Source organism: Streptomyces sp. NPDC005898 (assembly GCF_040629635.1).
In the GTDB taxonomy this organism is placed as follows: Bacteria; Actinomycetota; Actinomycetes; order Streptomycetales; family Streptomycetaceae; genus Streptomyces.
Genome location: NZ_JBEXWC010000008.1, coordinates 74,164 through 100,611 on the forward strand (window position 1 = coordinate 74,164; position 26,448 = coordinate 100,611).

At 66.2% G+C, this 26,448-nt stretch carries 28 protein-coding genes; 1 reads left to right on the top strand and 27 read right to left on the bottom strand.

The window, feature by feature from the left end; all coding sequences use genetic code 11:
* Positions 1-2: 2 nt before the first annotated feature.
* From rplF to rpsJ, 17 genes are all read right to left on the bottom strand, one after another.
* Positions 3-542: a 50S ribosomal protein L6 gene (gene rplF / locus ABZ385_RS13625; RefSeq protein ID WP_055527119.1), complete on the bottom strand. Its 540-nt coding sequence runs from the start codon at positions 540-542 to the stop codon at positions 3-5.
* Positions 543-563: 21 nt separating this feature from the next.
* A complete protein-coding gene (rpsH, locus tag ABZ385_RS13630) occupies positions 564-962 on the bottom strand; it encodes a 30S ribosomal protein S8 (protein WP_018528360.1) in 399 nt (132 codons plus the stop codon).
* A gap of 220 nt (positions 963-1,182) precedes the next feature.
* Positions 1,183-1,368, bottom strand: a complete 186-nt coding sequence (locus ABZ385_RS13635) for a type Z 30S ribosomal protein S14 (protein WP_003956452.1) — start codon at positions 1,366-1,368, stop codon at positions 1,183-1,185.
* Positions 1,369-1,373: 5 nt separating this feature from the next.
* Positions 1,374-1,931 carry a 50S ribosomal protein L5 gene (rplE, locus tag ABZ385_RS13640; RefSeq protein ID WP_125514478.1) on the bottom strand — a complete coding sequence of 186 codons (558 nt, stop codon included), beginning with the start codon at positions 1,929-1,931 and terminating at the stop codon, positions 1,374-1,376.
* Positions 1,931-2,254, bottom strand: a complete 324-nt coding sequence (gene rplX / locus ABZ385_RS13645; RefSeq protein ID WP_358577388.1) for a 50S ribosomal protein L24 — start codon at positions 2,252-2,254, stop codon at positions 1,931-1,933. The genes rplE and rplX overlap by 1 nt, the downstream gene beginning before the upstream one ends.
* Before the next feature lie 2 nt (positions 2,255-2,256).
* On the bottom strand, positions 2,257-2,625 hold the full coding sequence (gene rplN, locus ABZ385_RS13650) for a 50S ribosomal protein L14 (protein WP_003974257.1): 369 nt from the start codon (positions 2,623-2,625) through the stop codon (positions 2,257-2,259).
* A 103-nt stretch (positions 2,626-2,728) separates the two neighbouring features.
* Entirely contained in the window at positions 2,729-3,013 is a 285-nt protein-coding gene (gene rpsQ, locus ABZ385_RS13655) for a 30S ribosomal protein S17 (RefSeq protein ID WP_125514477.1), read from the bottom strand.
* Positions 3,013-3,237 (bottom strand): 50S ribosomal protein L29, encoded by a 225-nt coding sequence (gene rpmC / locus ABZ385_RS13660; RefSeq protein ID WP_005481220.1) that lies wholly within the window; start codon positions 3,235-3,237, stop codon positions 3,013-3,015. The genes rpsQ and rpmC overlap by 1 nt, the downstream gene beginning before the upstream one ends.
* A complete protein-coding gene (rplP, locus tag ABZ385_RS13665) occupies positions 3,237-3,656 on the bottom strand; it encodes a 50S ribosomal protein L16 (protein WP_030782563.1) in 420 nt (139 codons plus the stop codon). The genes rpmC and rplP overlap by 1 nt, the downstream gene beginning before the upstream one ends.
* A gap of 5 nt (positions 3,657-3,661) precedes the next feature.
* Positions 3,662-4,501, bottom strand: coding sequence for a 30S ribosomal protein S3 (gene rpsC, locus ABZ385_RS13670; protein WP_358577385.1), 840 nt, complete (start codon positions 4,499-4,501; stop codon positions 3,662-3,664).
* On the bottom strand, positions 4,501-4,848 hold the full coding sequence (gene rplV / locus ABZ385_RS13675; RefSeq protein WP_004571827.1) for a 50S ribosomal protein L22: 348 nt from the start codon (positions 4,846-4,848) through the stop codon (positions 4,501-4,503). Before rplV ends, rpsC begins: the two co-directional genes overlap by 1 nt.
* Before the next feature lie 42 nt (positions 4,849-4,890).
* Positions 4,891-5,172: a 30S ribosomal protein S19 gene (gene rpsS, locus ABZ385_RS13680; RefSeq protein ID WP_030782571.1), complete on the bottom strand. Its 282-nt coding sequence runs from the start codon at positions 5,170-5,172 to the stop codon at positions 4,891-4,893.
* A gap of 12 nt (positions 5,173-5,184) precedes the next feature.
* Positions 5,185-6,021: a 50S ribosomal protein L2 gene (gene rplB, locus ABZ385_RS13685; protein ID WP_055698225.1), complete on the bottom strand. Its 837-nt coding sequence runs from the start codon at positions 6,019-6,021 to the stop codon at positions 5,185-5,187.
* A gap of 39 nt (positions 6,022-6,060) precedes the next feature.
* On the bottom strand, positions 6,061-6,480 hold the full coding sequence (gene rplW / locus ABZ385_RS13690) for a 50S ribosomal protein L23 (protein WP_125514474.1): 420 nt from the start codon (positions 6,478-6,480) through the stop codon (positions 6,061-6,063).
* Positions 6,480-7,142: a 50S ribosomal protein L4 gene (rplD, locus tag ABZ385_RS13695; protein ID WP_358577383.1), complete on the bottom strand. Its 663-nt coding sequence runs from the start codon at positions 7,140-7,142 to the stop codon at positions 6,480-6,482. The genes rplW and rplD overlap by 1 nt, the downstream gene beginning before the upstream one ends.
* Before the next feature lie 8 nt (positions 7,143-7,150).
* Positions 7,151-7,795 carry a 50S ribosomal protein L3 gene (rplC, locus tag ABZ385_RS13700; protein WP_030782583.1) on the bottom strand — a complete coding sequence of 215 codons (645 nt, stop codon included), beginning with the start codon at positions 7,793-7,795 and terminating at the stop codon, positions 7,151-7,153.
* A gap of 14 nt (positions 7,796-7,809) precedes the next feature.
* Positions 7,810-8,118, bottom strand: a complete 309-nt coding sequence (gene rpsJ / locus ABZ385_RS13705) for a 30S ribosomal protein S10 (RefSeq protein ID WP_003948644.1) — start codon at positions 8,116-8,118, stop codon at positions 7,810-7,812.
* A 1,287-nt stretch (positions 8,119-9,405) separates the two neighbouring features.
* Here rpsJ and ABZ385_RS13710 point away from each other — a divergent pair.
* Positions 9,406-9,993 (top strand): Uma2 family endonuclease, encoded by a 588-nt coding sequence (locus ABZ385_RS13710; RefSeq protein WP_358577381.1) that lies wholly within the window; start codon positions 9,406-9,408, stop codon positions 9,991-9,993.
* Between the two features lie 125 nt (positions 9,994-10,118).
* On the opposite strand, the gene tuf is transcribed toward ABZ385_RS13710, so the two are convergent.
* From tuf to ABZ385_RS13760, 10 genes are all read right to left on the bottom strand, one after another.
* The gene (tuf, locus tag ABZ385_RS13715; protein WP_358577467.1) at positions 10,119-11,312 is read right to left on the bottom strand and encodes an elongation factor Tu; all 1,194 of its coding nucleotides are present in this window, start codon (positions 11,310-11,312) and stop codon (positions 10,119-10,121) included.
* Between the two features lie 143 nt (positions 11,313-11,455).
* The gene (gene fusA, locus ABZ385_RS13720; RefSeq protein ID WP_358577379.1) at positions 11,456-13,582 is read right to left on the bottom strand and encodes an elongation factor G; all 2,127 of its coding nucleotides are present in this window, start codon (positions 13,580-13,582) and stop codon (positions 11,456-11,458) included.
* A gap of 39 nt (positions 13,583-13,621) precedes the next feature.
* Entirely contained in the window at positions 13,622-14,092 is a 471-nt protein-coding gene (gene rpsG, locus ABZ385_RS13725) for a 30S ribosomal protein S7 (protein WP_003974303.1), read from the bottom strand.
* A gap of 2 nt (positions 14,093-14,094) precedes the next feature.
* Complete coding sequence (gene rpsL / locus ABZ385_RS13730; protein ID WP_003948652.1) at positions 14,095-14,466, bottom strand: 30S ribosomal protein S12; 372 nt, start codon at positions 14,464-14,466, stop codon at positions 14,095-14,097.
* A gap of 525 nt (positions 14,467-14,991) precedes the next feature.
* Entirely contained in the window at positions 14,992-18,906 is a 3,915-nt protein-coding gene (locus ABZ385_RS13735) for a DNA-directed RNA polymerase subunit beta' (protein WP_358577377.1), read from the bottom strand.
* 94 nt (positions 18,907-19,000) lie between these two features.
* Positions 19,001-22,486 (bottom strand): DNA-directed RNA polymerase subunit beta, encoded by a 3,486-nt coding sequence (gene rpoB, locus ABZ385_RS13740; RefSeq protein WP_358577375.1) that lies wholly within the window; start codon positions 22,484-22,486, stop codon positions 19,001-19,003.
* 593 nt (positions 22,487-23,079) lie between these two features.
* Positions 23,080-23,463: a 50S ribosomal protein L7/L12 gene (rplL, locus tag ABZ385_RS13745; RefSeq protein ID WP_005313624.1), complete on the bottom strand. Its 384-nt coding sequence runs from the start codon at positions 23,461-23,463 to the stop codon at positions 23,080-23,082.
* Between the two features lie 108 nt (positions 23,464-23,571).
* On the bottom strand, positions 23,572-24,102 hold the full coding sequence (gene rplJ / locus ABZ385_RS13750) for a 50S ribosomal protein L10 (RefSeq protein WP_030782600.1): 531 nt from the start codon (positions 24,100-24,102) through the stop codon (positions 23,572-23,574).
* A 262-nt stretch (positions 24,103-24,364) separates the two neighbouring features.
* Positions 24,365-25,363 (bottom strand): hypothetical protein, encoded by a 999-nt coding sequence (locus ABZ385_RS13755; RefSeq protein WP_358577373.1) that lies wholly within the window; start codon positions 25,361-25,363, stop codon positions 24,365-24,367.
* An 81-nt stretch (positions 25,364-25,444) separates the two neighbouring features.
* Positions 25,445-26,347, bottom strand: coding sequence for a hypothetical protein (locus tag ABZ385_RS13760; protein ID WP_358911414.1), 903 nt, complete (start codon positions 26,345-26,347; stop codon positions 25,445-25,447).
* Positions 26,348-26,448: the final 101 nt, after the last annotated feature.

A 26,448-nucleotide genomic window follows, 5' to 3' on the forward strand; every position in this document is an offset into this window, starting at 1 on the left:
GCTTACTTACCCGCCTTTCCGACCTTGCGGCGGATGACTTCGCCTTCGTACTTGACGCCCTTGGCCTTGTACGGGTCGGGCTTGCGCAGCTTGCGGATGTTGGCCGCAACCTCGCCGACCTTCTGCTTGTCGATGCCCTCGACCGAGAACTTGGTCGCCGATTCGACCTTGAAGGAGATGCCCTCGGGCGCCTCGATCAGGATCGGGTGGCTGTAGCCGAGCGAGAACTCCAGGTTGGAGCCCTTCGCCAGGACGCGGTAACCGACACCGCTGATTTCGAGCTTCTTCACGTAACCCTGGGTCACGCCGGTGATCATGTTCGCCACCAGCGTGCGGGACAGGCCGTGCAGGGCCTTGTTCTGACGCTCGTCGTTCGGGCGGGTGACGTTCAGAACGCCGTCCTCACCCTTAGCGATCTCGATAGGCGCGACGATGGTGTGGCTCAGGGTCCCCTTGGGGCCCTTGACCGCGACCGTCTGGCCGTCGATGGTGACGTCCACGCCGGCGGGAACCGTGATGGGGAGCTTGCCAATACGCGACATTAGCTATTCCTCCGTTCCCGACTACCAGACGTAGGCGAGGACTTCCCCACCTACGCCCTTCTTGCCTGCCTGCTGTCCGGTCAGGAGACCGTGCGACGTGGAGATGATCGCCACGCCCAGGCCGCCGAGGACCTTCGGCAGGTTGGTGGACTTCGCGTAAACCCGGAGACCGGGCTTGGAGATCCGCTTGATGCCCGCGATGGAGCGCTCACGGTTCGGGCCGAACTTCAGCTCGAGAACGAGGTTCTTGCCAACCTCGGCGTCCTCGACCTTCCAGCCCGTGATGAAGCCCTCCTGCTGGAGGATCTCCGCGATGTGAGACTTGATCTTGCTGTGCGGCATCGCCACGGTGTCGTGGTACGCCGAGTTCGCGTTACGCAGACGAGTCAGCATGTCCGCGATCGGATCAGTCATGGTCATGAATTGGCCTTCGGCCTCTCTCGCCGGGGTTTCCTATCTGCGCCATCCCTCTCCCCACTCAGAGGCGGGACGGGTGCGGCGCGGGGACCTACGGCGTAGTAAGTCGGTCAGGGCGGCAGACGCCCAACCCTCCTAGCCTAAGCCATGGAGGGGTGGGCCTCTGCCGACCCTTTACTTACCGAGAGATCCAGGAGTCCCTAAAACCCTTGAAAAGGGGGGACTACCAGGAGCTCTTGGTCACGCCCGGCAGCTCGCCACGGTGAGCCATCTCACGAAGGCACACGCGGCACAGGCCGAACTTGCGGTAGACGGAGTGCGGGCGGCCGCAGCGCTGGCAGCGGGTGTACGCACGCACACCGAACTTGGGCTTACGAGCAGCCTTGGCAATCAGAGCCTTCTTCGCCATCTCGCTTACGCCTCCTTGAACGGGAAGCCGAGGTGACGAAGGAGGGCGCGGCCCTCGTCGTCGTTGGTCGCCGTGGTGACCACGGTGATGTCCATACCCCGGACGCGGTCGATCTTGTCCTGGTCGATCTCGTGGAACATGACCTGCTCCGTGAGACCGAAGGTGTAGTTTCCACGGCCGTCGAACTGCTTGGGGGACAGACCGCGGAAGTCGCGGATGCGCGGCAGCGCGAGCGACAGGGTGCGGTCCAGGAACTCCCACATGCGGTCGCCACGGAGCGTGACGTGGCAGCCGATCGGCTGACCCTCGCGCAGCTTGAACTGCGCGATGGACTTCCGGGCCTTCGTCACGGCCGGCTTCTGGCCGGTGATCGTGGTGAGGTCGCGGATGGCGCCGTCGATCAGCTTCGAGTCACGGGCGGCGTCGCCGACACCCATGTTGACCACGATCTTGACGAGACCGGGGATCTGCATGACGTTCTCGTAGGAGAACTCCTCACGCAGCTTGCCCGCGATCTCCTCGCGGTACTTCGTCTTGAGACGCGGAGTGGTGGTGGTCGTCATCAGATGTCCTCACCCGTCCGCTTGGCAACGCGGATCTTGTTGCCCTCGTCGTCGAAGCGGTAACCGACGCGCGTGACGACCTTGTTGCCGTCCTTCTCCACGACCAGCTGGACGTTGGAGACGTGGACGGGGGCCTCGGTGGTCACGATGCCGCCGGCCTGCGAGCCGCTGGCCGTCGGGGCGGCCTTCGTGTGCTTCTTGACCCGGTTGACACCCTCGACCAGGACGCGCTCCTCGCGCGGGTAAGCGGCAATGACCTTGCCCTGCTTGCCCTTGTCCTTACCGGTGATGACCTGAACCAGGTCGCCCTTCTTGATCTTCATGCTTACAGCACCTCCGGCGCGAGCGAGATGATCTTCATGAACTTCTTCTCGCGCAGCTCACGGCCGACGGGGCCGAAGATACGGGTGCCGCGAGGGTCGCCGTCGTTCTTCAGAATGACGGCGGCGTTCTCGTCGAAGCGGATGTACGAGCCGTCCGGACGGCGGCGCTCCTTGACGGTGCGAACGATGACCGCCTTGACGACGTCACCCTTCTTCACGTTGCCACCGGGGATCGCGTCCTTGACGGTGGCGACGATGACGTCACCGATGCCCGCGTAGCGGCGACCCGAGCCACCGAGAACACGGATGGTGAGAATTTCCTTCGCACCCGTGTTGTCGGCGACGCGCAGTCGCGACTCCTGCTGGATCACGTCTATCTCCTGTTTGTCTGCCGGTTCCCGGCAGGGGCTCGACTCTTACGAGCGGGCCCCTGCCGAGCCTGGCGGAACGAACTCTGAGGGATGCCTCAGAGAATTACTTGGCCTTCTCGAGGATCTCGACGATGCGCCAGCGCTTGGTCGCCGACAGCGGACGCGTCTCCATCAGGAGGACGCGGTCGCCGACGCCGGCAGCGTTCTGCTCGTCGTGCGCCTTGAGCTTGTTCGTACGGCGGATGACCTTGCCGTACAGGGCGTGCTTGACGCGGTCCTCGACGGCGACGACGACGGTCTTGTCCATCTTGTCGCTGACGACCAGACCCTCGCGGGTCTTGCGGAAGCCGCGGGTCTCGGTGTTCTCAGTCACGTTGCTCTCGCTCATCAGGCGCTCTCCACCGTCTCGATGCCCAGCTCGCGCTCACGCATCAGGGTGTAGATCCGCGCGATGTCCTTACGGACGGCCTTGAGCCGACCGTGGTTCTCGAGCTGGCCCGTCGCCGCCTGAAAGCGGAGGTTGAACAGCTCTTCCTTGGCTTCGCGGAGCTTGTTGAGAAGCTCCTCGTCGCCCAGCTCGCGCAGCTCGGAAGCCTTGGTACCGGCCGACATCACGACTCACCTGCCTCGCGCCGGACGATGCGGCACTTCATCGGAAGCTTGTGAGCAGCGCGGGTGAGCGCCTCACGAGCAATCTTCTCGTTCGGGTAGGACAGCTCGAACATCACCCGGCCCGGGTGAACGTTCGCGACCCACCACTCGGGCGAACCCTTACCGGAACCCATGCGGGTCTCGGCAGGCTTCTTGGTCAGCGGGCGGTCCGGGTAGATGTTGATCCAGACCTTGCCGCCACGCTTGATGTGGCGGGTCATCGCGATACGAGCCGCCTCGATCTGGCGGTTGGTCACGTACGCCGGCGTGAGGGCCTGAATGCCGTACTCGCCGAACGCAACCGTCGTACCGCCCTTGGCCTGACCACGGCGCTTCGGGTGGTGCTGCTTGCGGTGCTTGACCCTACGGGGGATCAGCATTTCGGTCAGGCCTCCGTTCCGGTGCTCTCAGCAGCCGGAGCAGCGGCGGCGGGAGCGTCGGCCTTGGGGGCCTCGGCAGCCGGCGCGGACTGCTGCGGCTTGCGGCCGCGGCCGCCACGCTCGCCACCACGGCCACCACGGGCCGGGCGGTCGTTGCCGCCGCCACGGGCCGGGCGGTTACCCGCACGGGCAGCGGCGTTCTCGGCGCGGACCTCGGCGATGTTCTTGACGTCGCCCTTGTAGATCCAGACCTTCACGCCGATACGGCCGAAGGTCGTCTTGGCCTCGAAGAAGCCGTAGTCCACGTTCGCGCGCAGCGTGTGCAGCGGCACACGACCCTCGCGGTAGAACTCGGACCGGGACATCTCGGCGCCGCCGAGACGGCCACCACACTGGATCTTGATGCCCTTGGCGCCGGCCTTCATCGCCGACTGCATGCTCTTGCGCATGGCACGGCGGAAGGAGACGCGGGAGGACAGCTGCTCCGCCACGGCCTGGGCCACGAGCTGAGCGTCGACCTCGGGGTTCTTGACCTCGAGGATGTTCAGCTGGACCTGCTTGCCCGTGAGCTTCTCGAGGTCACCGCGGATGCGGTCGGCCTCGGCGCCACGGCGGCCGATGACGATGCCGGGACGAGCGGTGTGGATGTCCACACGCACGCGGTCACGGGTGCGCTCGATCTCCACCTTCGAGATGCCGGCGCGCTCCATGCCGGACGTCATCATCCGACGGATGGCGACGTCTTCCTTGACGTAGTCCTTGTACAGCTTGTCGGCGTACCAACGCGACTTGAAGTCGGTCGTGACACCGAGCCGGAACCCGTGCGGGTTTACCTTCTGGCCCATTACCGGGTTCCTTCCTTGCTGCTGACGACCACGGTGATGTGGCTGGTCCGCTTACGGATCCGGTAGGCACGGCCCTGAGCACGCGGACGGAACCGCTTCAGGGTCGGGCCCTCATCCACGTACGCCTCGCTGATGACCAGCGAAGAGGCGTCGGTGTGGTCGTAGTTGTGCGCGGCGTTGGCAATGGCGCTGTCCAGCACCTTGCCGACCGGCACGCTCGCGGCCTGCGGGGCGAAACGCAGGACCGCCTGAGCCTCCGTGGCATCCATGCCACGGATGAGGTCCACCACGCGGCGGGCCTTCATGGGCGTGACGCGGATGTACCGCGCCTGGGCCCTGGCTTCCATGGTTGTCCCTTCGGTGTTAGTCATAGTCGATTCCACCCCGCCTTAGCGGCGCTTCGACTTCCGGTCGTCCTTGACGTGACCCCGGAAGGTGCGCGTCGGCGAGAACTCGCCGAGCTTGTGGCCGACCATCGACTCGGTGACGAACACCGGGATGTGGGTCTTGCCGTTGTGCACCGCGATCGTGTGACCCAGCATGCTGGGGATGATCATCGAGCGACGGGACCAGGTCTTGATGACGTTCTTGGTGCCGGCTTCGTTCTGGGCGTCCACCTTCTTTACGAGGTGGTCGTCGACGAAGGGCCCCTTCTTGAGACTGCGCGGCATCTAAACCCGCTCCTAGCGCTTCTTGTTCGACTTGCGGCGGCGGACGATGTACTTGTTGCTCGCCTTGTTGCGATCACGAGTACGACCCTCCTTCTTGCCCCACGGCGAGACCGGGTGACGACCACCGGAGGTCTTGCCTTCACCACCACCGTGCGGGTGGTCGACCGGGTTCATCACGACACCACGCACGGTCGGGCGGACGCCCTTCCAGCGCATACGGCCGGCCTTGCCCCAGTTGATGTTCGACTGCTCGGCGTTGCCGACCTCGCCGATGGTGGCGCGGCAGCGGACGTCGACCAGGCGGATCTCACCGGACGGCATGCGAAGGTGCGCCATGGCGCCTTCCTTCGCGAGCAGCTGCACCGAGGCACCCGCGGAGCGGGCGAACTTCGCGCCGCCGCCGGGCCGCAGCTCGATGGCGTGGATGGTCGTACCGACCGGGATGTTGCGCAGCGCCATGTTGTTGCCGGGCTTGATGTCGGCGCCAGGGCCGCTCTCAATCCGGTCACCCTGCTGCGTGCCGCGCGGGGCGAGGATGTAGCGCTTCTCGCCGTCCGCGTAGTGCAGCAGCGCGATGCGCGCGGTGCGGTTGGGGTCGTACTCGATGTGCGCGACCTTGGCCGGCACGCCGTCCTTGTCGTGACGACGGAAGTCGATCACGCGGTAGGCGCGCTTGTGTCCGCCACCCTGGTGACGAACGGTGATCCGACCGGCGTTGTTACGGCCGCCCTTGCTGTGCAGCGGGCGAACCAGCGACTTCTCCGGCGTGGACCGCGTTACCTCGACGAAGTCGGCGACGCTGGAGCCACGACGGCCCGGCGTAGTCGGCTTGTACTTGCGGATTCCCATTTCTCAGTCCTCGTCCGATATTCGGACCAGGGCGCTCCGTTAGGAGGCCTGGCCGAAGATGTCGATACGGTCGCCCTCAGCAAGGGTCACAATCGCGCGCTTGGTGTCGGCACGCTTGCCGAAACCAGACTTGGTGCGCTTGCGCTTGCCCTGACGGTTGATCGTGTTGACTCCGGTGACCTTGACCGAGAAGACCGCCTCGACGGCCTGCTTGATCTGGGTCTTGTTGGAGCCGGGGGCCACGATGAACGTGTACTTGCCCTCGTCGAGCAGCGCGTACGACTTCTCGGAGACGACCGGCTTGACGAGGACGTCGCGCGGGTCCGAGAAGGACTTGCTCAGCGGAGTGGGCTCAACAGCGATCTTGCCCTCGGTCGCGATGCGCTTCGCCTTGGCGACACGCGCGGCCTTGGCCGCCTTCGCGGCCTTGGACGCGATGCTCTGGTGACGGATGGCCATCAGGCTTCGCTCCCTTCGGTCTCGTCGTTCCGGCCGGACGGGGCGCCGGACACGAAGGACTCGAAGGCGGCCTTGGTGAAGACCACGTCGTCCGAGACGAGCACGTCGTACGTGTTCAGCTGGCCCGGCTCCAGGATGTGCACCTGGGGCAGGTTGCGGGCGGAGAGCAGCGAAAGCTCGTCCGAGCGCTCGATGACCAGGAGCACGTTCTTGCGCTCACTGACCTTGCCGAGCAGGCTCTTCGCGGCCTTCGTCGAGATCTCGCCCTCGACCACGCCGGAGACGACGTGGATGCGGGAGTTGCGCGCCCGGTCGGTGAGGGCGTGACGCAGGGCGGCAGCCTTCATCTTCTTGGGAGTGCGCTGGGAGTAGTCACGCGGCACGGGGCCGTGGACGACGCCACCGCCGGCGAACTGCGGCGCACGGGTCGAACCCTGGCGCGCGCGGCCGGTGCCCTTCTGGCGGTAAGGCTTCTTGCCACCACCACGGACTTCACCGCGGGTCTTGGTCTTGTGCGTGCCCTGACGGGCCGCGGCCAGCTGCGCGACGACGACCTGGTGGATCAGCGGGATGCTGATCTTCTCGACGTCGAAGATCTCCGCGGGGAGCTCGACCGTCCCGGTCTTGTCGCCTGCCGGCGAAAGGATGTCAATGGTGCTCATGGGTTACCTCAGGCCCCCTTGGCCGCGGTACGGACCAGGACGAGGCCGCCGTTCGGACCGGGGACCGCGCCCTTGATGAGCAGCAGACCCTTCTCCGCGTCAACGGCGTGGACGGTCAGGTTCTGGGTGGTGACCCGCTCGTTGCCCATGCGACCCGCCATGCGCATGCCCTTGAAGACACGGCCGGGGGTGGCACAGCCACCGATGGAACCGGGCTTGCGGTGCACGCGGTGGGCACCGTGGGAGGCCTTGCCGCCGTGGAAGTTGTGACGCTTCATCACACCGGCGAAGCCCTTGCCCTTGCTCTTGCCGGTGACGTCGACCTTGATACCGGCCTCGAACGTCTCGGCGGTCAGCTCCTGGCCGAGGGTGTACTCGCTGGCACCAGCGGTACGGATCTCGACGAGGTGGCGACGGGGGGTCACGTCGGCCTTGGCGAAGTGGCCCTTGAGGGGCTTGTTCACCTTGCGCGGGTCGATCTCGCCGAAGGCGATCTGGACCGACTCGTAGCCGTCGCTGTCATTCGTACGGACCTGGGTAACGACGCAGGGTCCGGCCTTGACCACGGTCACCGGGACGACACGGTTGTTCTCGTCCCAGACCTGGGTCATGCCGAGCTTCTCGCCCAGGATGCCCTTGATCTGCTTGGTCATCTGTCGCTCGCCCTTCAGAGCTTGATCTCGATGTCAACGCCGGCCGGAAGGTCCAGGCGCATCAGCGAGTCAACGGTCTTGGGGGTGGGGTCGAGGATGTCGATCAGGCGCTTGTGCGTGCGCATCTCGAAGTGCTCGCGCGAGTCCTTGTACTTGTGCGGCGACTTGATGACGCAGTACACGTTCTTCTCAGTGGGCAGCGGCACCGGGCCCGCGACCGACGCACCAGTGCGCGTCACCGTCTCGACGATCTTCTTCGCCGAGGAGTCGATGACCTCGTGGTCGTAGGCCTTGAGCCGGATGCGGATCTTCTGTCCCGCCATGGCTACTGTGTAGTCCTTTGTCTCGAAGGCTCTGGCTCCCGGAAGGCCCTTTTTTCTACTTCCTCCGACCCACGCGGTCGGGCGTGTCGCAGTCCCGTCCACAAGAATCTCCCGAAGGATTTCCCTGCTAGGGGCTGCGGCCCAGATGACCGCGGGTCCGGGGGAAGAAACCCACCGGGTGCCTGGTTCAGCCACCGCGCTGCACTTCCCGAAAGATTCCCGTACTTCCGCCACAGCGCTGCCTGCGGGCCCTTTGCGGGGCCCCTCGGCAGTTGGGGCGACGAGTACTGTGGGACTCGCTTCCGGTCCTCCCGGCGGGAGGCGCACAGCATCGGCACTCAACCGAGCAACCCCGACAGTCTGCCATACGAGGCATGCCGGGGGCCAATCGAGCGGAAAAGCGTACCCGGCGGGTGACGGAGGTCAAACCCGGGGTCACGCGGAGCCGCCGCCGACGGGACCCCTCGCGCCCCGCGTCCTGCCCCTGCGCCCCGCGCGCCCACCGGGACCCGGCTCCCCGTGCTCCGGTGCGGCGCGTTCCGGTGCGGCGGGTTCCGGTGCGGCGGGTTCCGGTGCGGCGGGTTCCGGTGCGGCGGGTGATCTCCCCAAGGAACGTGAGGGAGAAAGAACCCCCACCAAGCCCCACCCCACCGCCCCGCGCCGAGTCGCCGCGACCCCACGTCACCCCCGTACCCCCACTCACTCACGCGGGTGAACATCCCGGGCTCAGCTGGATTTCCGGCCCCCCGGCTCCCCTACTCTCGGCCCCAGCAGGCACAACAACCGCAGACATGCGACGGCCCCCGCCGGGACGGCAATCCCAATGGCGAGGGCCTGACCACCGAGGAAGAGAGAGCTTCCCGATGGACACCCGAAACCCTAGCGTGCCCCCGCACGCCCGGTCCGCCTCCGGGCGCAGTCAATCCCACGCACGAGCGACCTCGCGCCCCCGCAGCCGCCCGGACACGCGCCGCCCGGACCCGCGTCGGAGCCCCTCGGCGGCCCACCCCTCCGGCATCCGGCACGAGAACACCCGCCACACCACCCGCTTCACGGTGCTCGCAACCACCTCACCCAGCACCACCGCCCTGCTGCCACCCCCGCCCCCCTTGGGCACCCCCACCGCGCCCTCGGTACGCCACCCCCTGCACAACTGCGACTCCTGCGACCGCGCCTTCCGCGCCCCCACCCCGGGGCGCTGCCGCGACTGCCGATCCGATCCACAGGGGGCCGCCTAGCATGAACGTGACGACCCTTGCCCCTGGGCACAGACGAGGAGCGCACGCCATGACCCTCACCCCGCACAGTGCACGACAGGGCAGCTCCCATTACCACGCGATGCGCGACGCCGTCGTGCAGATGGGAGACACCCTTCCCGGCAAGTTCGAGATCACCCAGGAAGGGATCGTCCACGACATGATGTCGCCCATCGGACCCCACGAATTGACCGCGCTGCGTGTCCGGAAGCGCCTGGAGAAGGTGATGCCGGAAGAGCTCGTGGCTCATACGGGAACGCCCGACGTCGAGGATGAGCCCGGTGGGATCATGCGGCACCCGGACATCATGGTGATCGCCGAGGCGGACATGGAGGTCCAGGATTCCTTCGACCCCCGCACCCTCATCGCCGCGATCGAGATCGTCTCGCGCTCCAACCCGGACAACGACTGGGTGAGCAAGATGCGGGACTACCCTCAGCTCGGCATCCCGGTCTACGCGATCTTCGATCCCCGGACCGGTACCGGCGCGGTCCTCACCGACATCCACGCCACCCCTGAGGGCCCCCGCTATGCCACGCGCAAGGACTTCGTCTACGGCGAGGACGTCACGATCGCCGAGTGGACGATCTCGACCACGGGCCTGCCCCGCTATCAGTGAGCGCGCCGCGCACGCGAAAGGGCCCGTACGACCGAAGTCGTACGGGCCCTTCCGTTACCGCGTGTACTGCGATGCGCTCAGTTCAGAGCGACCGGGTCTCCCCGATCCTCAAGCAAGCGGGAAGCTTACTTGTTGATCTTGGTGACCTGGCCGGCGCCGACGGTCCGGCCACCCTCACGGATGGCGAACTTCAGGCCCTCTTCCATCGCGACGGGCTGGATGAGCTCAACGGTCATCTCAGTGTTGTCGCCCGGCATGACCATCTCGGTGCCCTCGGGGAGGGTCACGACGCCGGTCACGTCCGTGGTGCGGAAGTAGAACTGCGGGCGGTAGTTGTTGAAGAACGGGGTGTGACGGCCACCCTCGTCCTTCGACAGGATGTAGGCCTGGGCCTCGAACTCGGTGTGCGGCGTGACCGAACCGGGCTTGATGATGACCTGGCCGCGCTCGACGTCCTCGCGCTTGATGCCACGGAGGAGCAGACCGACGTTCTCACCGGCCTGGCCCTCGTCGAGCAGCTTGCGGAACATCTCGATGCCGGTGACCGTGGTGGTGGTCTTCTCGGTCTTGATGCCGATGATGTCGACGGTCTCGTTGACCTTGAGGACACCACGCTCGATACGACCGGTGACGACGGTGCCACGACCGGTGATCGTGAAGACGTCCTCGATCGGCATCAGGAACGGCTTGTCGACGTCGCGCTCGGGCTCCGGGATCGACTCGTCGACAGCCTTCATCAGGTTGAGGACGGACTCACCCCACTCCTTGTCGCCCTCGAGCGCCTTGAGCGCCGAGACACGCACGACCGGGAGGTCGTCGCCCGGGAACTCGTACTCGGAGAGGAGCTCACGGACCTCGAGCTCGACGAGCTCCATGATCTCCTCGTCGTCCACCATGTCGGCCTTGTTCAGGGCGACGACGATGTACGGAACGCCGACCTGGCGGGCCAGGAGCACGTGCTCCTTGGTCTGCGGCATCGGGCCGTCGGTGGCGGCGACCACGAGGATGGCGCCGTCCATCTGCGCCGCACCCGTGATCATGTTCTTGATGTAGTCCGCGTGACCGGGGCAGTCGACGTGGGCGTAGTGACGGGTCTCCGTCTGGTACTCGACGTGCGCGATCGAGATCGTGATACCGCGCTGGCGCTCCTCGGGAGCCTTGTCGATCTGGTCGAAGGCCGAGGCCTCGTTCAGGTCGGGGTACGCGTCGTGCAGCACCTTGGTAATGGCGGCCGTGAGGGTCGTCTTACCGTGGTCAATGTGACCGATGGTGCCGATGTTGACGTGCGGCTTAGTCCGCTCGAACTTCGCCTTCGCCACTGGGTCCTCCTGGGAGTGGTTCTGTACGCCTTGCTTCATCGGCGCCAGGTGATCTTTGCTGGGAAGCCAGCCGCCGGGGTTCTTGCCCTGCGGGGTCGAGCCCCGGCGGATGGTGTCAAGCCTAAAGCGTTAACTGGGGTGAGTTACTCGCCCTTGGCCTTCGCGATGATCTCCTCGGCGACGTTCCGCGGAACCTCGGCGTAGGAGTCGAACTGCATTGAGTAGCTTGCGCGACCCGACGTCTTGCTGCGGAGGTCTCCGACGTAGCCGAACATCTCCGAGAGGGGCACGAGGCCCTTCACGACGCGAGCGCCGCTGCGCTCCTCCATGGCCTGGATCTGGCCACGGCGGGAGTTGATGTCACCGATGACATCGCCCATGTAGTCCTCGGGCGTGGTGACCTCGACGGCCATCATCGGCTCGAGCAGCACGGGGCTGGCCTTGCGCGCGGCCTCCTTGAAGGCCTGCGAACCGGCGATCTTGAAGGCGAGCTCGGAGGAGTCGACCTCGTGGTAGGCGCCGTCGATGAGCGTGACGCGGACGCCCGTCATCTCGTAGCCCGCCAGGATGCCGAACTGCATGGCCTCCTGAGCACCCGCGTCCACCGAAGGGATGTACTCCTTGGGGATGCGGCCACCGGTGACCTTGTTCACGAACTCGTACGACGCGTCGCCGCCCTCGATGGGCTCGATCGCGATCTGCACCTTCGCGAACTGACCGGTACCACCGGTCTGCTTCTTGTGGGTGAAGTCCACGCGCTCGACGGCCTTGCGGATCGTCTCGCGGTAGGCCACCTGCGGCTTGCCGACGTTCGCCTCGACGCGGAACTCGCGCTTCATGCGGTCGACGAGCACCTCGAGGTGAAGCTCGCCCATACCACCGATGATGGTCTGGCCGGTCTCCTCGTCCGAGTGCACGCGGAAGGAGGGGTCCTCCTCCGAGAGACGCTGGATGGCGACACCCAGCTTCTCCTGGTCGCCCTTGGACTTGGGCTCGATGGCGACCTCGATGACCGGCGCCGGGAAGTCCATGGACTCCAGGATCACCGGGTTCTTGTCGTCGCTCAGCGTCTCACCGGTGGTGGTCTGCTTCAGGCCCATGACGGCGACGATGTCGCCGGCGCCCACCGAGTCGATCTCCTCACGCTTGTTCGCGTGCATGCGGTAGATCTTGCCGATGCGCTCCTTCTTGCCCTTGACGGAGTTCAGCACCGCGGTGCCGGCGTCCAGGCGACCGGAGTAGATCCGGACGAAGGTGAGCTTGCCCAGGTGCGGGTCGCTCGCGATCTTGAACGCGAGGGCCGACAGCGGCTCGTCGTCCGACGGCTTGCGCTTGACGACCAGCTCCGGGTCCTTGACGTCGTGGCCCTCGATGGCCTCGACGTCCAGGGGGGAGGGCAGGTAGCGCACGACCGCGTCGAGCAGGGGCTGGACGCCCTTGTTCTTGAACGCGGTACCGCAGAAGACGGGGGTGACGGTGGTGTCGCCGCCCTTGCCGGAGGCGATGGTGATGCGACGGATCGCCGCGTACAGCTGGTCCACCGAGGGCTCCTGGCCCTCGAGGTACAGCTCCATCATCTCTTCGTCGTTCTCCGCGACGGCCTCGAGCAGCTTGCCGCGGTACTCCTCGGCAGCCTCGGTGTGCGTGTCGGGGATGTCGACGATGTCGTAGGCCTCGCCCATCTTGGTCTCGGCGGACCAGACGAAGGCCTTCATGGTGACGAGGTCGACGACGCCCTTGAAGTCAGCCTCTGCGCCGATGGGCAGCTGCATGACGAGGGGGGTCGCACCGAGGCGGTCGACGATCATGTCGACGCAGCGGTGGAACTCGGCACCCGTGCGGTCGAGCTTGTTGACGAAGCAGATGCGCGGGACGCCGTAGCGGTCCGCCTGACGCCACACGGTCTCGGACTGGGGCTCAACGCCGGCGACACCGTCGAACACCGTCACGGCACCGTCGAGCACGCGGAGCGAACGCTCCACCTCGACGGTGAAGTCGACGTGGCCCGGGGTGTCGATGATGTTGATGGTGTGGTCGACGTCGTTCAGCGGCCAGTGACAGGTGGTGGCAGCAGAGGTGATCGTGATGCCACGCTCCTGCTCCTGCTCCATCCAGTCCATCGTGGCGGCGCCGTCGTGGACCTCACCGATCTTGTACGAGACACCGGTGTAGAACAGGATCCGCTCGGTGGTCGTCGTCTTGCCCGCGTCGATGTGAGCCATGATGCCGATGTTGCGCACCTTGGCCAGGTCAAGTGAAGTGGTAGCCATGTCGGCTCAGTCTTCTCTCGGTCTCGATGTGGGTAGCGACTACCAGCGGTAGTGCGCGAAGGCCTTGTTGGACTCGGCCATCTTGTGGGTGTCCTCGCGCTTCTTCACAGCGGCACCGAGGCCGTTGGAGGCGTCGAGGAGCTCGTTGAGCAGACGCTCGGTCATGGTCTTCTCGCGACGGGCGCGGGAGTAACCGACCAGCCAGCGCAGGGCGAGCGTGTTCGCACGGCCCGGCTTGACCTCGATCGGGACCTGGTAGGTCGCGCCACCGACACGGCGGGACTTGACCTCGAGGGTCGGCTTGATGTTCTCGAGCGCGCGCTTCAGCGTGATGACCGGGTCGTTGCCGGTCTTCTCGCGCAGGCCCTCCATGGCGCCGTACACGATGCGCTCGGCGGTGGAGCGCTTGCCGTTCAGCAGCACCTTGTTGATGAGGGAGGTCACCAGAGGAGAACCGTAGACCGGGTCGATGATGACCGGGCGCTTCGGGGCGGGGCCCTTACGAGGCATTCTTACTTCTCCTTCTTGGCGCCGTAGCGGCTGCGGGCCTGCTTGCGGTTCTTGACACCCTGGGTGTCGAGGGAACCGCGGATGATCTTGTAACGAACACCAGGCAGGTCCTTCACACGGCCACCACGCACGAGCACGATGGAGTGCTCCTGCAGGTTGTGTCCCTCACCCGGAATGTAGGCCGTGACCTCGATCCCGGAGGTCAGACGCACACGCGCGACCTTACGGAGGGCCGAGTTCGGCTTCTTCGGGGTGGTCGTGAACACACGCGTGCAGACGCCACGGCGCTGGGGCGAACCCTCGAGTGCGGGCGTCTTGTTCTTCTCGACCTTGTCCTGCCGGCCCTTGCGGACCAGCTGCTGGATCGTAGGCACTACTTCTCCGGTTTCTGTGTGCCGAATAGTAAAGCTAACCTGGAACGTCCCCGACCCACGCGGTCGGGTGTGTCGAATGCTGCGGACTCCCGCCGCCAAGCGGAGAGGGGCGCAGATTGCGGTGGCCTTGTTGACGGACTCGCGATGCGGTTGAAGACACGCGCACGAGCCCAGGCACACCCCAGGCACAAGGTCTGAGCGTACCTACCTCATCGAGTCTGGTCAAAACAAATGCGATGGAGCCCGACACGCCGGGCATCCGACGGATCAGGACCGCCACAGAAAGCCCTTGATCAATTCGGCATCCTCCGGCCGGGGGCTTCCGCAGGACGAGGCCCAGGGACAGCCGAGCGCCCACGAAGAGCGCGGTGCGCGGCCTGCCCTCGACCGGGGTGCGGGGTAGCCGCGTAGGCCCCGTGGAGGGCCGTGAAGACGACCATCCGACAGGGGCACGGGCGGCCGGCAACGCCAAAAGGCGCCCGCCCCGCGCGATGCGGGGTGGGCGCCCTTCAGTGGACCTGGTTCCTACTGGTTGTACGGACCGTAGTCGTAGTCCTCCAGCGGGACGGCCTGGCCGGAGCCCGTGCCGAACGGGGAGTAGTCGATGTCGTCGTAGCCGACGGCCGAGTACATCGCCGCCTTGGCCTCCTCGGTCGGCTCCACCCGGATGTTGCGGTAGCGGGACAGACCCGTACCGGCCGGGATGAGCTTACCGATGATGACGTTCTCCTTGAGGCCGATGAGGCTGTCGGACTTGGCGTTGATCGCCGCGTCCGTCAGGACTCGGGTCGTCTCCTGGAAGGAGGCGGCCGACAGCCAGGATTCCGTCGCCAGCGAGGCCTTGGTGATACCCATCAGCTGCGGACGGCCGGAGGCGGGGTGACCGCCCTCGGTGACCACACGACGGTTCTCGGTCTCGAACTTCGAACGCTCGACCAGCTCGCCCGGCAGCAGCTCCGCGTCGCCGGACTCGATGATCGTCACGCGGCGCAGCATCTGCCGGATGATGATCTCGATGTGCTTGTCGTGGATCGACACACCCTGGCTGTTGTAGACCTTCTGGACTTCGCCGACCAGGTGGACCTGGACCGCGCGCTGACCGAGGATCCGCAGCACGTCGTGCGGGTTGGTGGCACCGAAGGTGAGCTTCTGGCCCACCTCGACGTGGTCACCCTCACGCACCAGGACCTTGGCACGCTTCGAGATCGGGAACGCCGTCTCGTCGCTGCCGTCGTCCGGGGTGACGACGATCTTCTTGGTCTTCTCGGTCTCCTCGATGCGGACACGGCCCGCGGCCTCGGAGATCGGGGCGACACCCTTCGGCGTACGAGCCTCGAAGAGCTCGACGACACGGGGCAGACCCTGGGTGATGTCGTCACCGGCCACACCACCGGTGTGGAAGGTACGCATCGTCAGCTGGGTACCGGGCTCACCGATGGACTGGGCGGCGATGATGCCGACCGCCTCACCGATGTCGACCAGCTTGCCGGTGGCGAGCGAGCGGCCGTAGCAGAAGGCACAGGTGCCGACCGCGGACTCACAGGTCAGGACCGAGCGGGTCTTGACCTCCTCGACGCCGTTGGCGACCAGGGCGTCGATGAGCACGTCACCGAGGTCCACGTTGGCCGGCGCGATGACCTTGCCGTCGATGACGACGTCCTCGGCCAGCATGCGGGCGTAGACCGAGGTCTCGACGTTCTCCGTCTTGCGGAGCACACCGTCCTCGCCCTTGACCGCGATCTTCAGCTTCAGGCCGCGCTCGGTGCCGCAGTCCTCCTCGCGAATGATGACGTCCTGGGAGACGTCGACCAGACGACGGGTGAGGTAACCGGAGTCGGCGGTACGCAGAGCCGTGTCCGCCAGACCCTTACGGGCACCGTGGGTGGAGATGAAGTACTCGAGAACGGTCAGGCCCTCACGGAACGAGGCCTTGATCGGACGCGGGATGGTCTCGTTCTTCGCGTTCGACACCAGACCACGCATACCGGCGATCTGACGCATCTGCATCATGTTTCCTCGGGCACCCGAGTCAACCATCATGAAGATGGGGTTCGTCTTGGGGAAGTTCGCGTTCATCGCCTCGGCGACCTCGTTGGTCGCCTTGGTCCAGATCGCGATGAGCTCCTGCGTGCGCTCGTCCTTGGTGATCAGACCGCGCTCGTACTGCTTCTGGACCTTCTCGTCCTGCTCCTCGTAGCCCTTGACGATGGCCTTCTTGGCCTCGGGCACGACGACGTCGGAGATGGCCACGGTGACGCCGGAACGGGTCGCCCAGTAGAAGCCCGCCGCCTTCAGGTTGTCGAGCGTCGCCGCCACGATGACCTTGGGGTAGCGCTCGGCGAGGTCGTTGACGATCTCGGAGAGCTGCTTCTTGCCGACCGAGTAGTCGACGAAGGGGTAGTCCTCGGGCAGCAGCTCGTTGAAGAGCGCGCGGCCCAGCGACGTACGCAGCCGGAAGCTGTCGCCCGGCTGGTAGGCGCGCTCGTCGCCGAAGTCCTCGCCCTCGGCGCTGACCGGCGGGGTCCAGCCGCGCGGCGGGATGGTGCCCACCGGGAAGCGGATGTCGACGGTCGACTGGAGCGCGAGCTCGCCGGCGTCGAACGCCATCATCGCCTCGGCGGTGGAACCGAACGCGCGGCCCTCGCCCTTGGTGTCCCGCAGCTCGCCGTCGGTGGTGAGGAAGAACAGACCGAGGACCATGTCCTGGGTCGGCATCGTCACCGGACGGCCGTCGGCGGGCTTCAGGATGTTGTTCGAGGACAGCATCAGGATGCGGGCCTCGGCCTGCGCCTCCGCGGAGAGCGGCAGGTGGACGGCCATCTGGTCACCGTCGAAGTCCGCGTTGAACGCGGTGCACACGAGCGGGTGGATCTGGATGGCCTTGCCCTCGACCAGCTGCGGCTCGAAGGCCTGGATGCCGAGGCGGTGCAGCGTGGGCGCACGGTTCAGCAGCACCGGGTGCTCCGCGATGACCTCTTCGAGGACGTCGTAGACCACCGTGCGGCCGCGCTCGACCATGCGCTTGGCGCTCTTGATGTTCTGCGCGTGGTTCAGGTCGACCAGGCGCTTCATCACGAACGGCTTGAAGAGCTCCAGCGCCATGGCCTTGGGCAGACCGCACTGGTGCAGCTTCAGCTGCGGACCGACGACGATCACGGAACGCGCGGAGTAGTCCACACGCTTGCCGAGGAGGTTCTGACGGAATCGACCCTGCTTGCCCTTGAGCATGTCGCTCAGGGACTTCAGCGGACGGTTGCCGGGGCCCGTGACCGGGCGGCCGCGGCGGCCGTTGTCGAAGAGGGCGTCGACCGCCTCCTGGAGCATGCGCTTCTCGTTGTTCACGATGATCTCGGGCGCACCGAGGTCGAGAAGGCGCTTCAGGCGGTTGTTGCGGTTGATCACGCGGCGGTACAGGTCGTTCAGGTCGGAGGTCGCGAAGCGGCCACCGTCCAGCTGCACCATCGGACGCAGGTCCGGCGGGATGACCGGCACGCAGTCGAGCACCATGCCCTTGGGGCTGTTGGACGTCTGCAGGAACGCGGAGACGACCTTGAGGCGCTTGAGCGCACGGGTCTTCTTCTGGCCCTTGCCGGTGCGGATGATCTCGCGGAGGCGCTCGGCCTCCTCCTCCAGGTCGAAGGACTCCAGGCGCTTCTGCAGAGCGGCGGCACCCATGGAGCCGTCGAAGTACGTGCCGAAGCGGTCACGCAGCTCGCGGTAGAGCAGCTCGTCGCCCTCCAGGTCCTGGACCTTGAGGTTCTTGAAGCGGCTCCACACCTCGTCGAGACGGTCGATCTCGCGCTGCGCACGGTCGCGCAGCTGCTTCATCTCGCGCTCGGCGCCCTCGCGCACCTTGCGGCGCACGTCGGCCTTGGCACCCTCGGCCTCGAGCTCGGCCAGGTCGGTCTCGAGCTTCTTGGCGCGGGCCTCCAGGTCGGAGTCGCGTCGGTTCTCGATCTGCTGACGCTCTACGGAGACGTGCGCCTCCAGGGACGGCAGGTCGCGGGTACGACGCTCCTCGTCCACGAACGTGATCATGTACGCCGCGAAGTAGATGACCTTCTCGAGGTCCTTCGGGGCGAGGTCGAGGAGGTAACCGAGGCGCGACGGGACGCCCTTGAAGTACCAGATGTGGGTGACCGGGGCGGCCAGTTCGATGTGGCCCATCCGCTCACGGCGCACCTTGGCGCGCGTGACCTCCACGCCGCAGCGCTCACAGATGATGCCCTTGAAGCGGACACGCTTGTACTTGCCGCAGTAGCACTCCCAGTCCCGGGTCGGACCGAAGATCTTCTCGCAGAAGAGTCCGTCCTTCTCGGGCTTGAGCGTGCGGTAGTTGATGGTCTCGGGCTTCTTGACCTCGCCGTGGCTCCACTGACGGATGTCGTCAGCGGTCGCCAGACCGATCCGGAGCTCATCGAAGAAGTTGACGTCGAGCACTATGCGTCAATCCCTCTCAGGGTTGTAAGTCATGGGGTCTGATACGGGGGTCCTGGGGCCGGCCGGGCTCATGACGAGCCCGGCCGGACTCCCGTCAGACCTCTTCGACGCTGCTCGGCTCGCGCCGGGACAGGTCGATACCGAGCTCCTCCGCCGCGCGGAAGACGTCCTCGTCGGTGTCGCGCATCTCGATGGACATGCCGTCCGAGGACAGCACCTCCACGTTGAGGCAGAGCGACTGCATTTCCTTGATGAGCACCTTGAAGGACTCGGGAATGCCGGGCTCGGGGATGTTCTCGCCCTTGACGATGGCCTCGTAGACCTTCACGCGGCCGGTGACGTCGTCGGACTTGATCGTCAGGAGCTCCTGAAGGGCGTACGCGGCGCCATAAGCCTCAAGCGCCCACACCTCCATCTCGCCGAAGCGCTGACCACCGAACTGCGCCTTACCACCCAGCGGCTGCTGGGTGATCATCGAGTACGGGCCGGTCGAACGGGCGTGCAGCTTGTCGTCGACCAGGTGGTGCAGCTTGAGGATGTACATGTACCCGACCGAGATCGGGTCCGGGAACGGCTCGCCGGAGCGGCCGTCGAACAGGCGCGCCTTGCCGGTCGGGAGCACCATGCGCTCGCCGTCGCGGTTCGGGATGGTGTGCTGGAGCAGACCGGCCAGCTCGTCCTCACGCGCACCGTCGAAGACGGGGGTGGCGACGTTCGTGCCCGGGTCGACCTTGTCGGCGCCGATGGCCTGCAGGCGCTGCGCCCACTCGTCCGCGAGGCCGGAGACGTCCCAGCCGCGGCTGGCGAGCCAGCCGAGGTGGATCTCCAGGACCTGTCCCGGGTTCATTCGGGACGGGACACCCAGCGGGTTGAGGATGATGTCGACCGGGGTGCCGTCCTCCAGGAACGGCATGTCCTCGATCGGCAGGATCTTGGAGATGACGCCCTTGTTGCCGTGGCGGCCGGCGAGCTTGTCACCGTCGGTGATCTTGCGCTTCTGCGCCACGTAGACGCGGACCAGCTGGTTCACGCCCGGCGGCAGCTCGTCGCCCTCTTCGCGGTCGAAGACGCGGACGCCGATGACCTTGCCGATCTCGCCGTGCGGCACCTTCAGCGAGGTGTCGCGCACCTCGCGCGCCTTCTCACCGAAGATCGCGCGGAGCAGGCGCTCCTCGGGGGTCAGCTCGGTCTCGCCCTTGGGCGTGACCTTGCCGACGAGGATGTCGCCGGCGACGACCTCGGCACCGATGCGGATGATGCCGCGCTCGTCGAGGTCGGCGAGGACCTCCTCGGAGACGTTCGGGATGTCCCGGGTGATCTCCTCCGGGCCGAGCTTGGTGTCACGGGCGTCGACCTCGTGCTCCTCGATGTGGATCGAGGAGAGGACGTCGTCCTGCACGAGGCGCTGCGACAGGATGATCGCGTCCTCGTAGTTGTGACCCTCCCACGGCATGAACGCCACGAGCAGGTTCTTGCCGAGGGCCATCTCGCCCTCTTCGGTCGCGGGACCGTCGGCCAGGACCTGGCCCTCGACCACGCGGGCGCCCTCGTCGACGACAACCTTCTGGTTGACGGAGGTGCCCTGGTTCGACCGGGAGAACTTGGCGATGCGGTACGTGGTGTACGTGCCGTCGTCGTTGGTGACGGTGACGTAGTCCGCGGAGACCTCCTGGACCACACCCGCCTTCTCGGCCTTGATCACGTCACCGGCGTCGACCGCGCAGCGGTACTCCATGCCGGTGCCGACGAGGGGGGCCTCGGCGGTGATCAGCGGCACGGCCTGACGCATCATGTTCGCGCCCATGAGCGCGCGGTTGGCGTCGTCGTGCTCCAGGAAGGGGATCATCGCGGTCGCGACGGACACCATCTGGCGCGGCGAGACGTCCATGTAGTCGACGTCCGTGCCGGGCACGTAGTCGATCTCTCCGCCACGGCGGCGGATCAGGACGCGGGCCTCGGCGAAGTGGAGGTCGTCCGTCAGCGGCGCGTTGGCCTGCGCGATGACGAAGCGGTCCTCCTCGTCGGCCGTCAGGTAGTCGACGTCGTCGGTGACCTGACCCTCGACGACCTTGCGGTACGGCGTCTCGACGAAGCCGAACGCGTTGACGCGGCCGTAGGAGGCGAGCGAACCGATCAGACCGATGTTCGGGCCTTCGGGCGTCTCGATCGGGCACATGCGGCCGTAGTGGGACGGGTGCACGTCACGGACCTCGAAGCCGGCCCGCTCACGGGAGAGACCACCCGGGCCGAGCGCCGACAGACGGCGCTTGTGGGTGAGACCCGACAGCGGGTTGTTCTGGTCCATGAACTGCGACAGCTGGCTGGTGCCGAAGAACTCCTTGATGGAGGCGACGACCGGCCGGATGTTGATCAGGGTCTGCGGCGTGATCGCCTCGACGTCCTGGGTCGTCATGCGCTCGCGGACGACGCGCTCCATACGAGCCAGACCCGTGCGGACCTGGTTCTGGATGAGCTCGCCGACGTTGCGCAGACGGCGGTTGCCGAAGTGGTCGATGTCGTCGGTCTCGACGACGATCGACGTGCCGCTGTCGCCAACGGTCTCGGTCTCACCGGCGTGCAGCTTCACCAGGTACTTGATCGAGGCGATGATGTCCTCGACCGTGAGGATGCCCGCGTCGAGCGGAGCGTCCGCACCCAGCTTCTTGTTGACCTTGTAGCGGCCGACCTTCGCGAGGTCGTAGCGCTTGGGGTTGAAGTAGAGGTTCTCGAGCAGCGTCTGAGCGGCCTCACGGGTCGGCGGCTCGCCCGGACGGAGCTTGCGGTAGATGTCGAGCAGCGCGTCGTCCTGGCCCTGGGTGTGGTCCTTCTCCAGGGTGGCGCGCATGGACTCGTACTCGCCGAACTCCTCCAGGATCTGCTCGGTCGTCCAACCGAGAGCCTTGAGCAGAACGGTGACCGACTGCTTGCGCTTGCGGTCGATGCGGACACCGACCATGTCGCGCTTGTCGATCTCCATCTCCAGCCAGGCACCCCGGGACGGGATGATCTTGGCGGAGAAGATGTCCTTGTCGGACGTCTTGTCGATCGAGGAATCGAAGTAGACACCCGGCGAGCGGACCAGCTGCGACACGACGACACGCTCGGTGCCGTTGATGACGAAGGTGCCCTTGTTGGTCATGAGCGGGAAGTCGCCCATGAAGACCGTCTGGGACTTGATCTCGCCGGTCTCGTTGTTGGTGAACTCGGCGGTGACGAAGAGCGGGGCGGCGAACGTGAAGTCGCGCTCCTTGCACTCGTCGATCGAGTTCTTCGGAGGCTCGAAACGGTGGTCGCGGAACGTCAGGGACATCGACCCGGAGAAGTCCTCGATCGGGGAGATCTCCTCGAAGATCTCCTCCAGACCGGACTTGGTGGGGACGTCCTGTCCGCTTTCAAGAGCCGCCTCGACACGAGCCTTCCACGCGTCGTTGCCGAGCAGCCAGTCAAAGCTCTCGGTCTGCAGCGCAAGAAGGTTCGGAACCTCGAGGGGCTCCTTGATCTTTGCAAAGGAAATGCGCAGCGGGGCGGTGCTGGCGCCGTTGTTCGTATTCGCGGTCGAGGCAGTGCGCGAGGCGGCCAAGAGGGGGTCCTTCCGAGGGCTCGGACTCACTACGCGCGTACCGGTCCCAGGCGGGACACAGGGACAGGCCCTCCTGACTTGGCTGTTCGGCCAGGTCAGGGAAGCTTCGGTCCACTGTGCTCAAGCATGGTCATGCCCCTGGTGACGGGCAGGAGGCAGCTAACAGGCAGCGCAAAGGGTCAGTGTAGCCAGTTGGCCCACTGATGTCCAGTGCGGGTTCTGGGAGACCCTCGTTGTTCTCAACCCCTGCTGCAAGCCACGCCCTCGATGCACATCGATACTGCCCTCTTCGCCGCCGATCCATGCCTCGGATGCGGATCGTTGTGACGACGCGTCCTGAGAATTGCGCGCTGCGTGCGGTTCGTCAAGGCCCCCCTGCCGAGACGTCGCCCTGGGACACTCACCGTCACGGGCTGTCCCGAGGCACAACGAAGATCACCATACTCGCCGGGACCGACATCGCAAGGCAGGCCTCGCGCACGTCCCGGGAACGCCGAAAGGCGACCACCCACATGGGTGATCGCCCTTGGCGTCCCGCGCGTTACAGCGTTTCCGCCGTACGTGCGGTGAAGAGAGTCAGACGACTCGTGAGGTCACTTGACCTCGACGGAGGCGCCGGCGGCCTTGAGGGACTCGGCAGCCTTCTCCGCGGCGTCCTTGGCGACCTTCTCGAGGACCGGCTTCGGGGTGCCGTCGACGAGGTCCTTGGCCTCCTTCAGGCCCAGCGAGGTCAGCTCACGCACGACCTTGATGACCTGGATCTTCTTCTCGCCGGCGCCCGTGAGGATGACGTCGAACTCGTCCTGCTCGGCCTCGGCCTCGGCCGGGGCGGCAGCGGCGCCACCGGCGGCAACGGCGACCGGGGCGGCGGCGGTGACGTCGAACTTCTCCTCGAAGGCCTTCACGAACTCGGAGAGCTCGATGAGGGTCATCTCTTCGAACTGCGCGAGCAGGTCGTCCTGGGACAGCTTCGCCATGATGGCGTCCTTCCACTCATTCGGCAGGTGCCGGGTGTATTTGGAGGCGGGCGTACGTTTGGCCCGCTGTGACCGTCGCCTCAGGCGGCGGTCAGTGTGCGAGCCGAATTACTCGGCACCGCCCTGCTCGGCCTTCTTGGCACGAAGCGCCTCCGCGGTGCGGACGAACTTCGAGGGAAGCGCCTGGAAGAGCGCGGCAGCCTGGGACTGCTTGCCCTTCATGGCGCCCGCCAGCTTGGCGAGCAGAACCTCGCGGGACTCGAGGTCCGCAAGCTTCTTGATCTCGTCGGCGGACAGCGCCTTGCCGTCAAGGACACCGCCCTTGATGACGAGGTTCGGGTTCTCCTTGGCGAAGTCACGAAGACCCTTCGCCGACTCCACCGGGTCACCGGTGACGAAGGCGACCGCCGTCGGACCCGTGAACAGGTCGTCGAGCGTGTTGATCCCGGCCTCGTTGGCCGCGATCTTGGTCAGCGTGTTCTTCACCACGGCGTACTCGGAGTTCGCACCGAGGGAACGGCGCAGCTGCTTGAGCTGGGCCACGGTGAGACCCCGGTACTCGGTCAGCACGGCGGCGTTCGAGCTGCGGAACTTGTCCGTGAGCTCGGCTACCGCGGCAGCCTTGTCGGGCGTCGGCATGAGCGTCGGCCTCCTTCCGGGTGATGAGGACCGCTCAGAAGGGGCTGGGAAAAACGAGACGCCCCGGCGCAGGCGCACGGGGCGTGAGCTCCACCGAACGAGAATCCCGTCCGGGAGCACTTCCACGGTCACCTACGCGGGTCGTCCGCAGTTTCAGCGGATCCTTCGGCCACTGCACACTCGGGAGAGAACACAGCAACGACCAGCGGTCTTTGGCTTCTTCGGAAGCGTACGCGAACGGGTCCTCGTCAAGCAAATCCGGTCAGAAGCCGCTCTCGGCCGCGGTCCCGGCCTCGGCGCCGCCGCCACCGCCGACGCCGCTCTTGCCGAGCTCCTTGAACATCTCCATCAGGTCGAACGTCTGCCCGGCCGGCGGCGGCGTGACCTTCGCGGCCGCCCCGTAGTCGGAGTAGGTCTGCGAGGTCTTGACCGTGCCCTCGGGGGTCTTGATGTCGATGTCCATGCGGACCGGGTAGTCGTCCTCGTTCACCCAGACCTCGGTGTCGTAGCCCTTGATGCCCGACTTCTCGACGTTCTTGAAGAGCTGATCGCGCTCCTTCTCGCCGAGGACCTTCTTGAGTTCCTTGTTGCTCTCCATCATCTCCTTGACGGTGAGCCGGCCCTTGTAGCGCTGGGTCCGCACGCCGTCGACCTTCGCGGAGCCCAGGTGCTTGAGGTTCGGCGAGTCCAGGAGCATGGCGAGCTGCTGCGCGGGGTCCTGGCTCATGCTGTCCAGGCCGCCGGTCATCTGCTGGGCGAGCTTCTCGTCGCCGGCCTGCTCGGCGATGGAGTTGAGGTCCATCTTCATCCAGCGCTTGCCGTCCATGTCCTTGGCCGCGGCGGCGCCCATGTCCATGTACATCACGTTGTCGCGCCAGAGCATCCGGACCTGCTTGGGGGCATCGGGATCACCCTCCGTGAGCGCGGAGCCCTTCACCGTCACGTCCATGACGGTCGGGTCCCAGCCCATGACACCGGACATCTTCATCTCGCCGGCGCCGCCCATCGCCTTGGCGGCCTTGCCGGGCGGGGTCGACATCGTCATCTCGACCTTGGCCGACTTGGCGGCGGAGGTCTTCTTGTACGCGGCCGTGATGACGTCGGTCACCTGCGAGCGGGTCTGCGTCTCGCCCGCGCCCGCCTTGTCCGACTTCCCGTCCCCACCCGAGCAGGCCACCGCCCCGGTACAGAGCAGCACGGTGGCGAAGGCGCCGCCCACCACGCGCCGTCCCCGGCCTCCACCCATCACGCCAACAGTCATGACCCCACCCCTAGGAACATATGATCGATACCCTTTTCCGGTAGCTGAGAGTACCGGAGAGGCCGGACCCCGGCCCGCGGGTCATCCGGCGGGCTGCTTGTTCATCAGGTCCTTGAAGCTCACGGTGTCCGAGGCCGGCGGCTTCTCGACGGACAGGGGCGTGCCGTAGTCGCTGTAGTAGGCGGTCTGGGAGAAGGCCCCGGTCTTCATGTCCGCCTTCTCGACCTTCTTCACGAGCAGGTTGTCGCCGTCGACCCAGAGGTCGATCGTCTCGGTGCTCATCCCGGCCTGCCGGAACTGCTCCTTCAGCTCCGTCAGCCGGCGCTCGTCCAGGTCGGCGTTCTTGCCGGTGAAGTCGGCGATGTCGACGGTCCCCCGGTAATGGGTCGTCTCGGTCCCCCGGACCTTCTCCTTGCCGACGCGCCGCACGTCGCCGGAGGCCAGCAGCATCTTCACCGACTGGTTCGGCGTGGTCTTCTGCGCCTGGTCCTTCAGGGCCGTCCCCGCGGCGCCGGACATCTCCTCCAGCGTCTCGTAGTCGTACTCGATCCAGTGCTTGCCCCCGCCCGCCTGGGCCGCGAACTTGTCGCCCATGTTCGCGTAGAAGCCGTTCTTCAGGTAGCGGTAGTCGATCCTGGTCTGCCCGAGCTGCTTCATCTGCGCGGCCTGCGTACCGCCGGTGATGGTCGCCCGGACATCGCCGGTGAGGCCGTCGGACCAGCCCATGACGCCCTTCATGTCGGTCGATATCTGCGAGCCCATCACGGTGCTCACCTCGACCCGCGCGGTGTCCGCCTCGTCCGTGCTGGAGTCGACGCTGCGCAGCGCGGCGATCGGACTGACCTTGATGCCGCCCTTGTCCTTCGACCCCCCAGCCTTGTCGGCGGAGCTCGTGTCATCGCCCGATCCGCAGGCCGCGAGGCCCGTCAGCGCGGCCGCCACCGCGATCGACCGGCCCGTGCGCCGCATGGTCCTACTGTCCATCTCGTCCCACCCCTTGGTCTCATGGAAGGCGCGCGCACCGACGCGGGCCCGTTGACAGACGTATCCGAAACGCTTGTACACAAACAGGACGGGCCCCGCAC

What these genes read in the sequence shown, in the direction of transcription:
- rplF (WP_055527119.1), bottom strand. Translation starts at nt 542, where the DNA reads ATGTCGCGTATTGGCAAGCTCCCCATCACGGTTCCCGCCGGCGTGGAC.
- rpsH (WP_018528360.1), bottom strand. Translation starts at nt 962, where the DNA reads ATGACCATGACTGATCCGATCGCGGACATGCTGACTCGTCTGCGTAAC.
- ABZ385_RS13635 (WP_003956452.1), bottom strand. Translation starts at nt 1,368, where the DNA reads ATGGCGAAGAAGGCTCTGATTGCCAAGGCTGCTCGTAAGCCCAAGTTC.
- rplE (WP_125514478.1), bottom strand. Translation starts at nt 1,931, where the DNA reads ATGACGACCACCACCACTCCGCGTCTCAAGACGAAGTACCGCGAGGAG.
- rplX (WP_358577388.1), bottom strand. Translation starts at nt 2,254, where the DNA reads ATGAAGATCAAGAAGGGCGACCTGGTTCAGGTCATCACCGGTAAGGAC.
- rpsQ (WP_125514477.1), bottom strand. Translation starts at nt 3,013, where the DNA reads ATGAGCGAGAGCAACGTGACTGAGAACACCGAGACCCGCGGCTTCCGC.
- rpmC (WP_005481220.1), bottom strand. Translation starts at nt 3,237, where the DNA reads ATGTCGGCCGGTACCAAGGCTTCCGAGCTGCGCGAGCTGGGCGACGAG.
- rplP (WP_030782563.1), bottom strand. Translation starts at nt 3,656, where the DNA reads ATGCTGATCCCCCGTAGGGTCAAGCACCGCAAGCAGCACCACCCGAAG.
- rpsC (WP_358577385.1), bottom strand. Translation starts at nt 4,501, where the DNA reads ATGGGCCAGAAGGTAAACCCGCACGGGTTCCGGCTCGGTGTCACGACC.
- rplV (WP_004571827.1), bottom strand. Translation starts at nt 4,848, where the DNA reads ATGGAAGCCAGGGCCCAGGCGCGGTACATCCGCGTCACGCCCATGAAG.
- rpsS (WP_030782571.1), bottom strand. Translation starts at nt 5,172, where the DNA reads ATGCCGCGCAGTCTCAAGAAGGGGCCCTTCGTCGACGACCACCTCGTA.
- rplB (WP_055698225.1), bottom strand. Translation starts at nt 6,021, where the DNA reads ATGGGAATCCGCAAGTACAAGCCGACTACGCCGGGCCGTCGTGGCTCC.
- rplW (WP_125514474.1), bottom strand. Translation starts at nt 6,480, where the DNA reads ATGGCCATCCGTCACCAGAGCATCGCGTCCAAGGCCGCGAAGGCGGCC.
- rplD (WP_358577383.1), bottom strand. Translation starts at nt 7,142, where the DNA reads ATGAGCACCATTGACATCCTTTCGCCGGCAGGCGACAAGACCGGGACG.
- rplC (WP_030782583.1), bottom strand. Translation starts at nt 7,795, where the DNA reads ATGACCAAGCAGATCAAGGGCATCCTGGGCGAGAAGCTCGGCATGACC.
- rpsJ (WP_003948644.1), bottom strand. Translation starts at nt 8,118, where the DNA reads ATGGCGGGACAGAAGATCCGCATCCGGCTCAAGGCCTACGACCACGAG.
- ABZ385_RS13710 (WP_358577381.1), top strand. Translation starts at nt 9,406, where the DNA reads ATGACCCTCACCCCGCACAGTGCACGACAGGGCAGCTCCCATTACCAC.
- fusA (WP_358577379.1), bottom strand. Translation starts at nt 13,582, where the DNA reads ATGGCTACCACTTCACTTGACCTGGCCAAGGTGCGCAACATCGGCATC.
- rpsG (WP_003974303.1), bottom strand. Translation starts at nt 14,092, where the DNA reads ATGCCTCGTAAGGGCCCCGCCCCGAAGCGCCCGGTCATCATCGACCCG.
- rplL (WP_005313624.1), bottom strand. Translation starts at nt 23,463, where the DNA reads ATGGCGAAGCTGTCCCAGGACGACCTGCTCGCGCAGTTCGAAGAGATG.
- rplJ (WP_030782600.1), bottom strand. Translation starts at nt 24,102, where the DNA reads ATGCCGACGCCCGACAAGGCTGCCGCGGTAGCCGAGCTCACGGACAAG.
- ABZ385_RS13755 (WP_358577373.1), bottom strand. Translation starts at nt 25,363, where the DNA reads ATGACTGTTGGCGTGATGGGTGGAGGCCGGGGACGGCGCGTGGTGGGC.
- ABZ385_RS13760 (WP_358911414.1), bottom strand. Translation starts at nt 26,347, where the DNA reads ATGGACAGTAGGACCATGCGGCGCACGGGCCGGTCGATCGCGGTGGCG.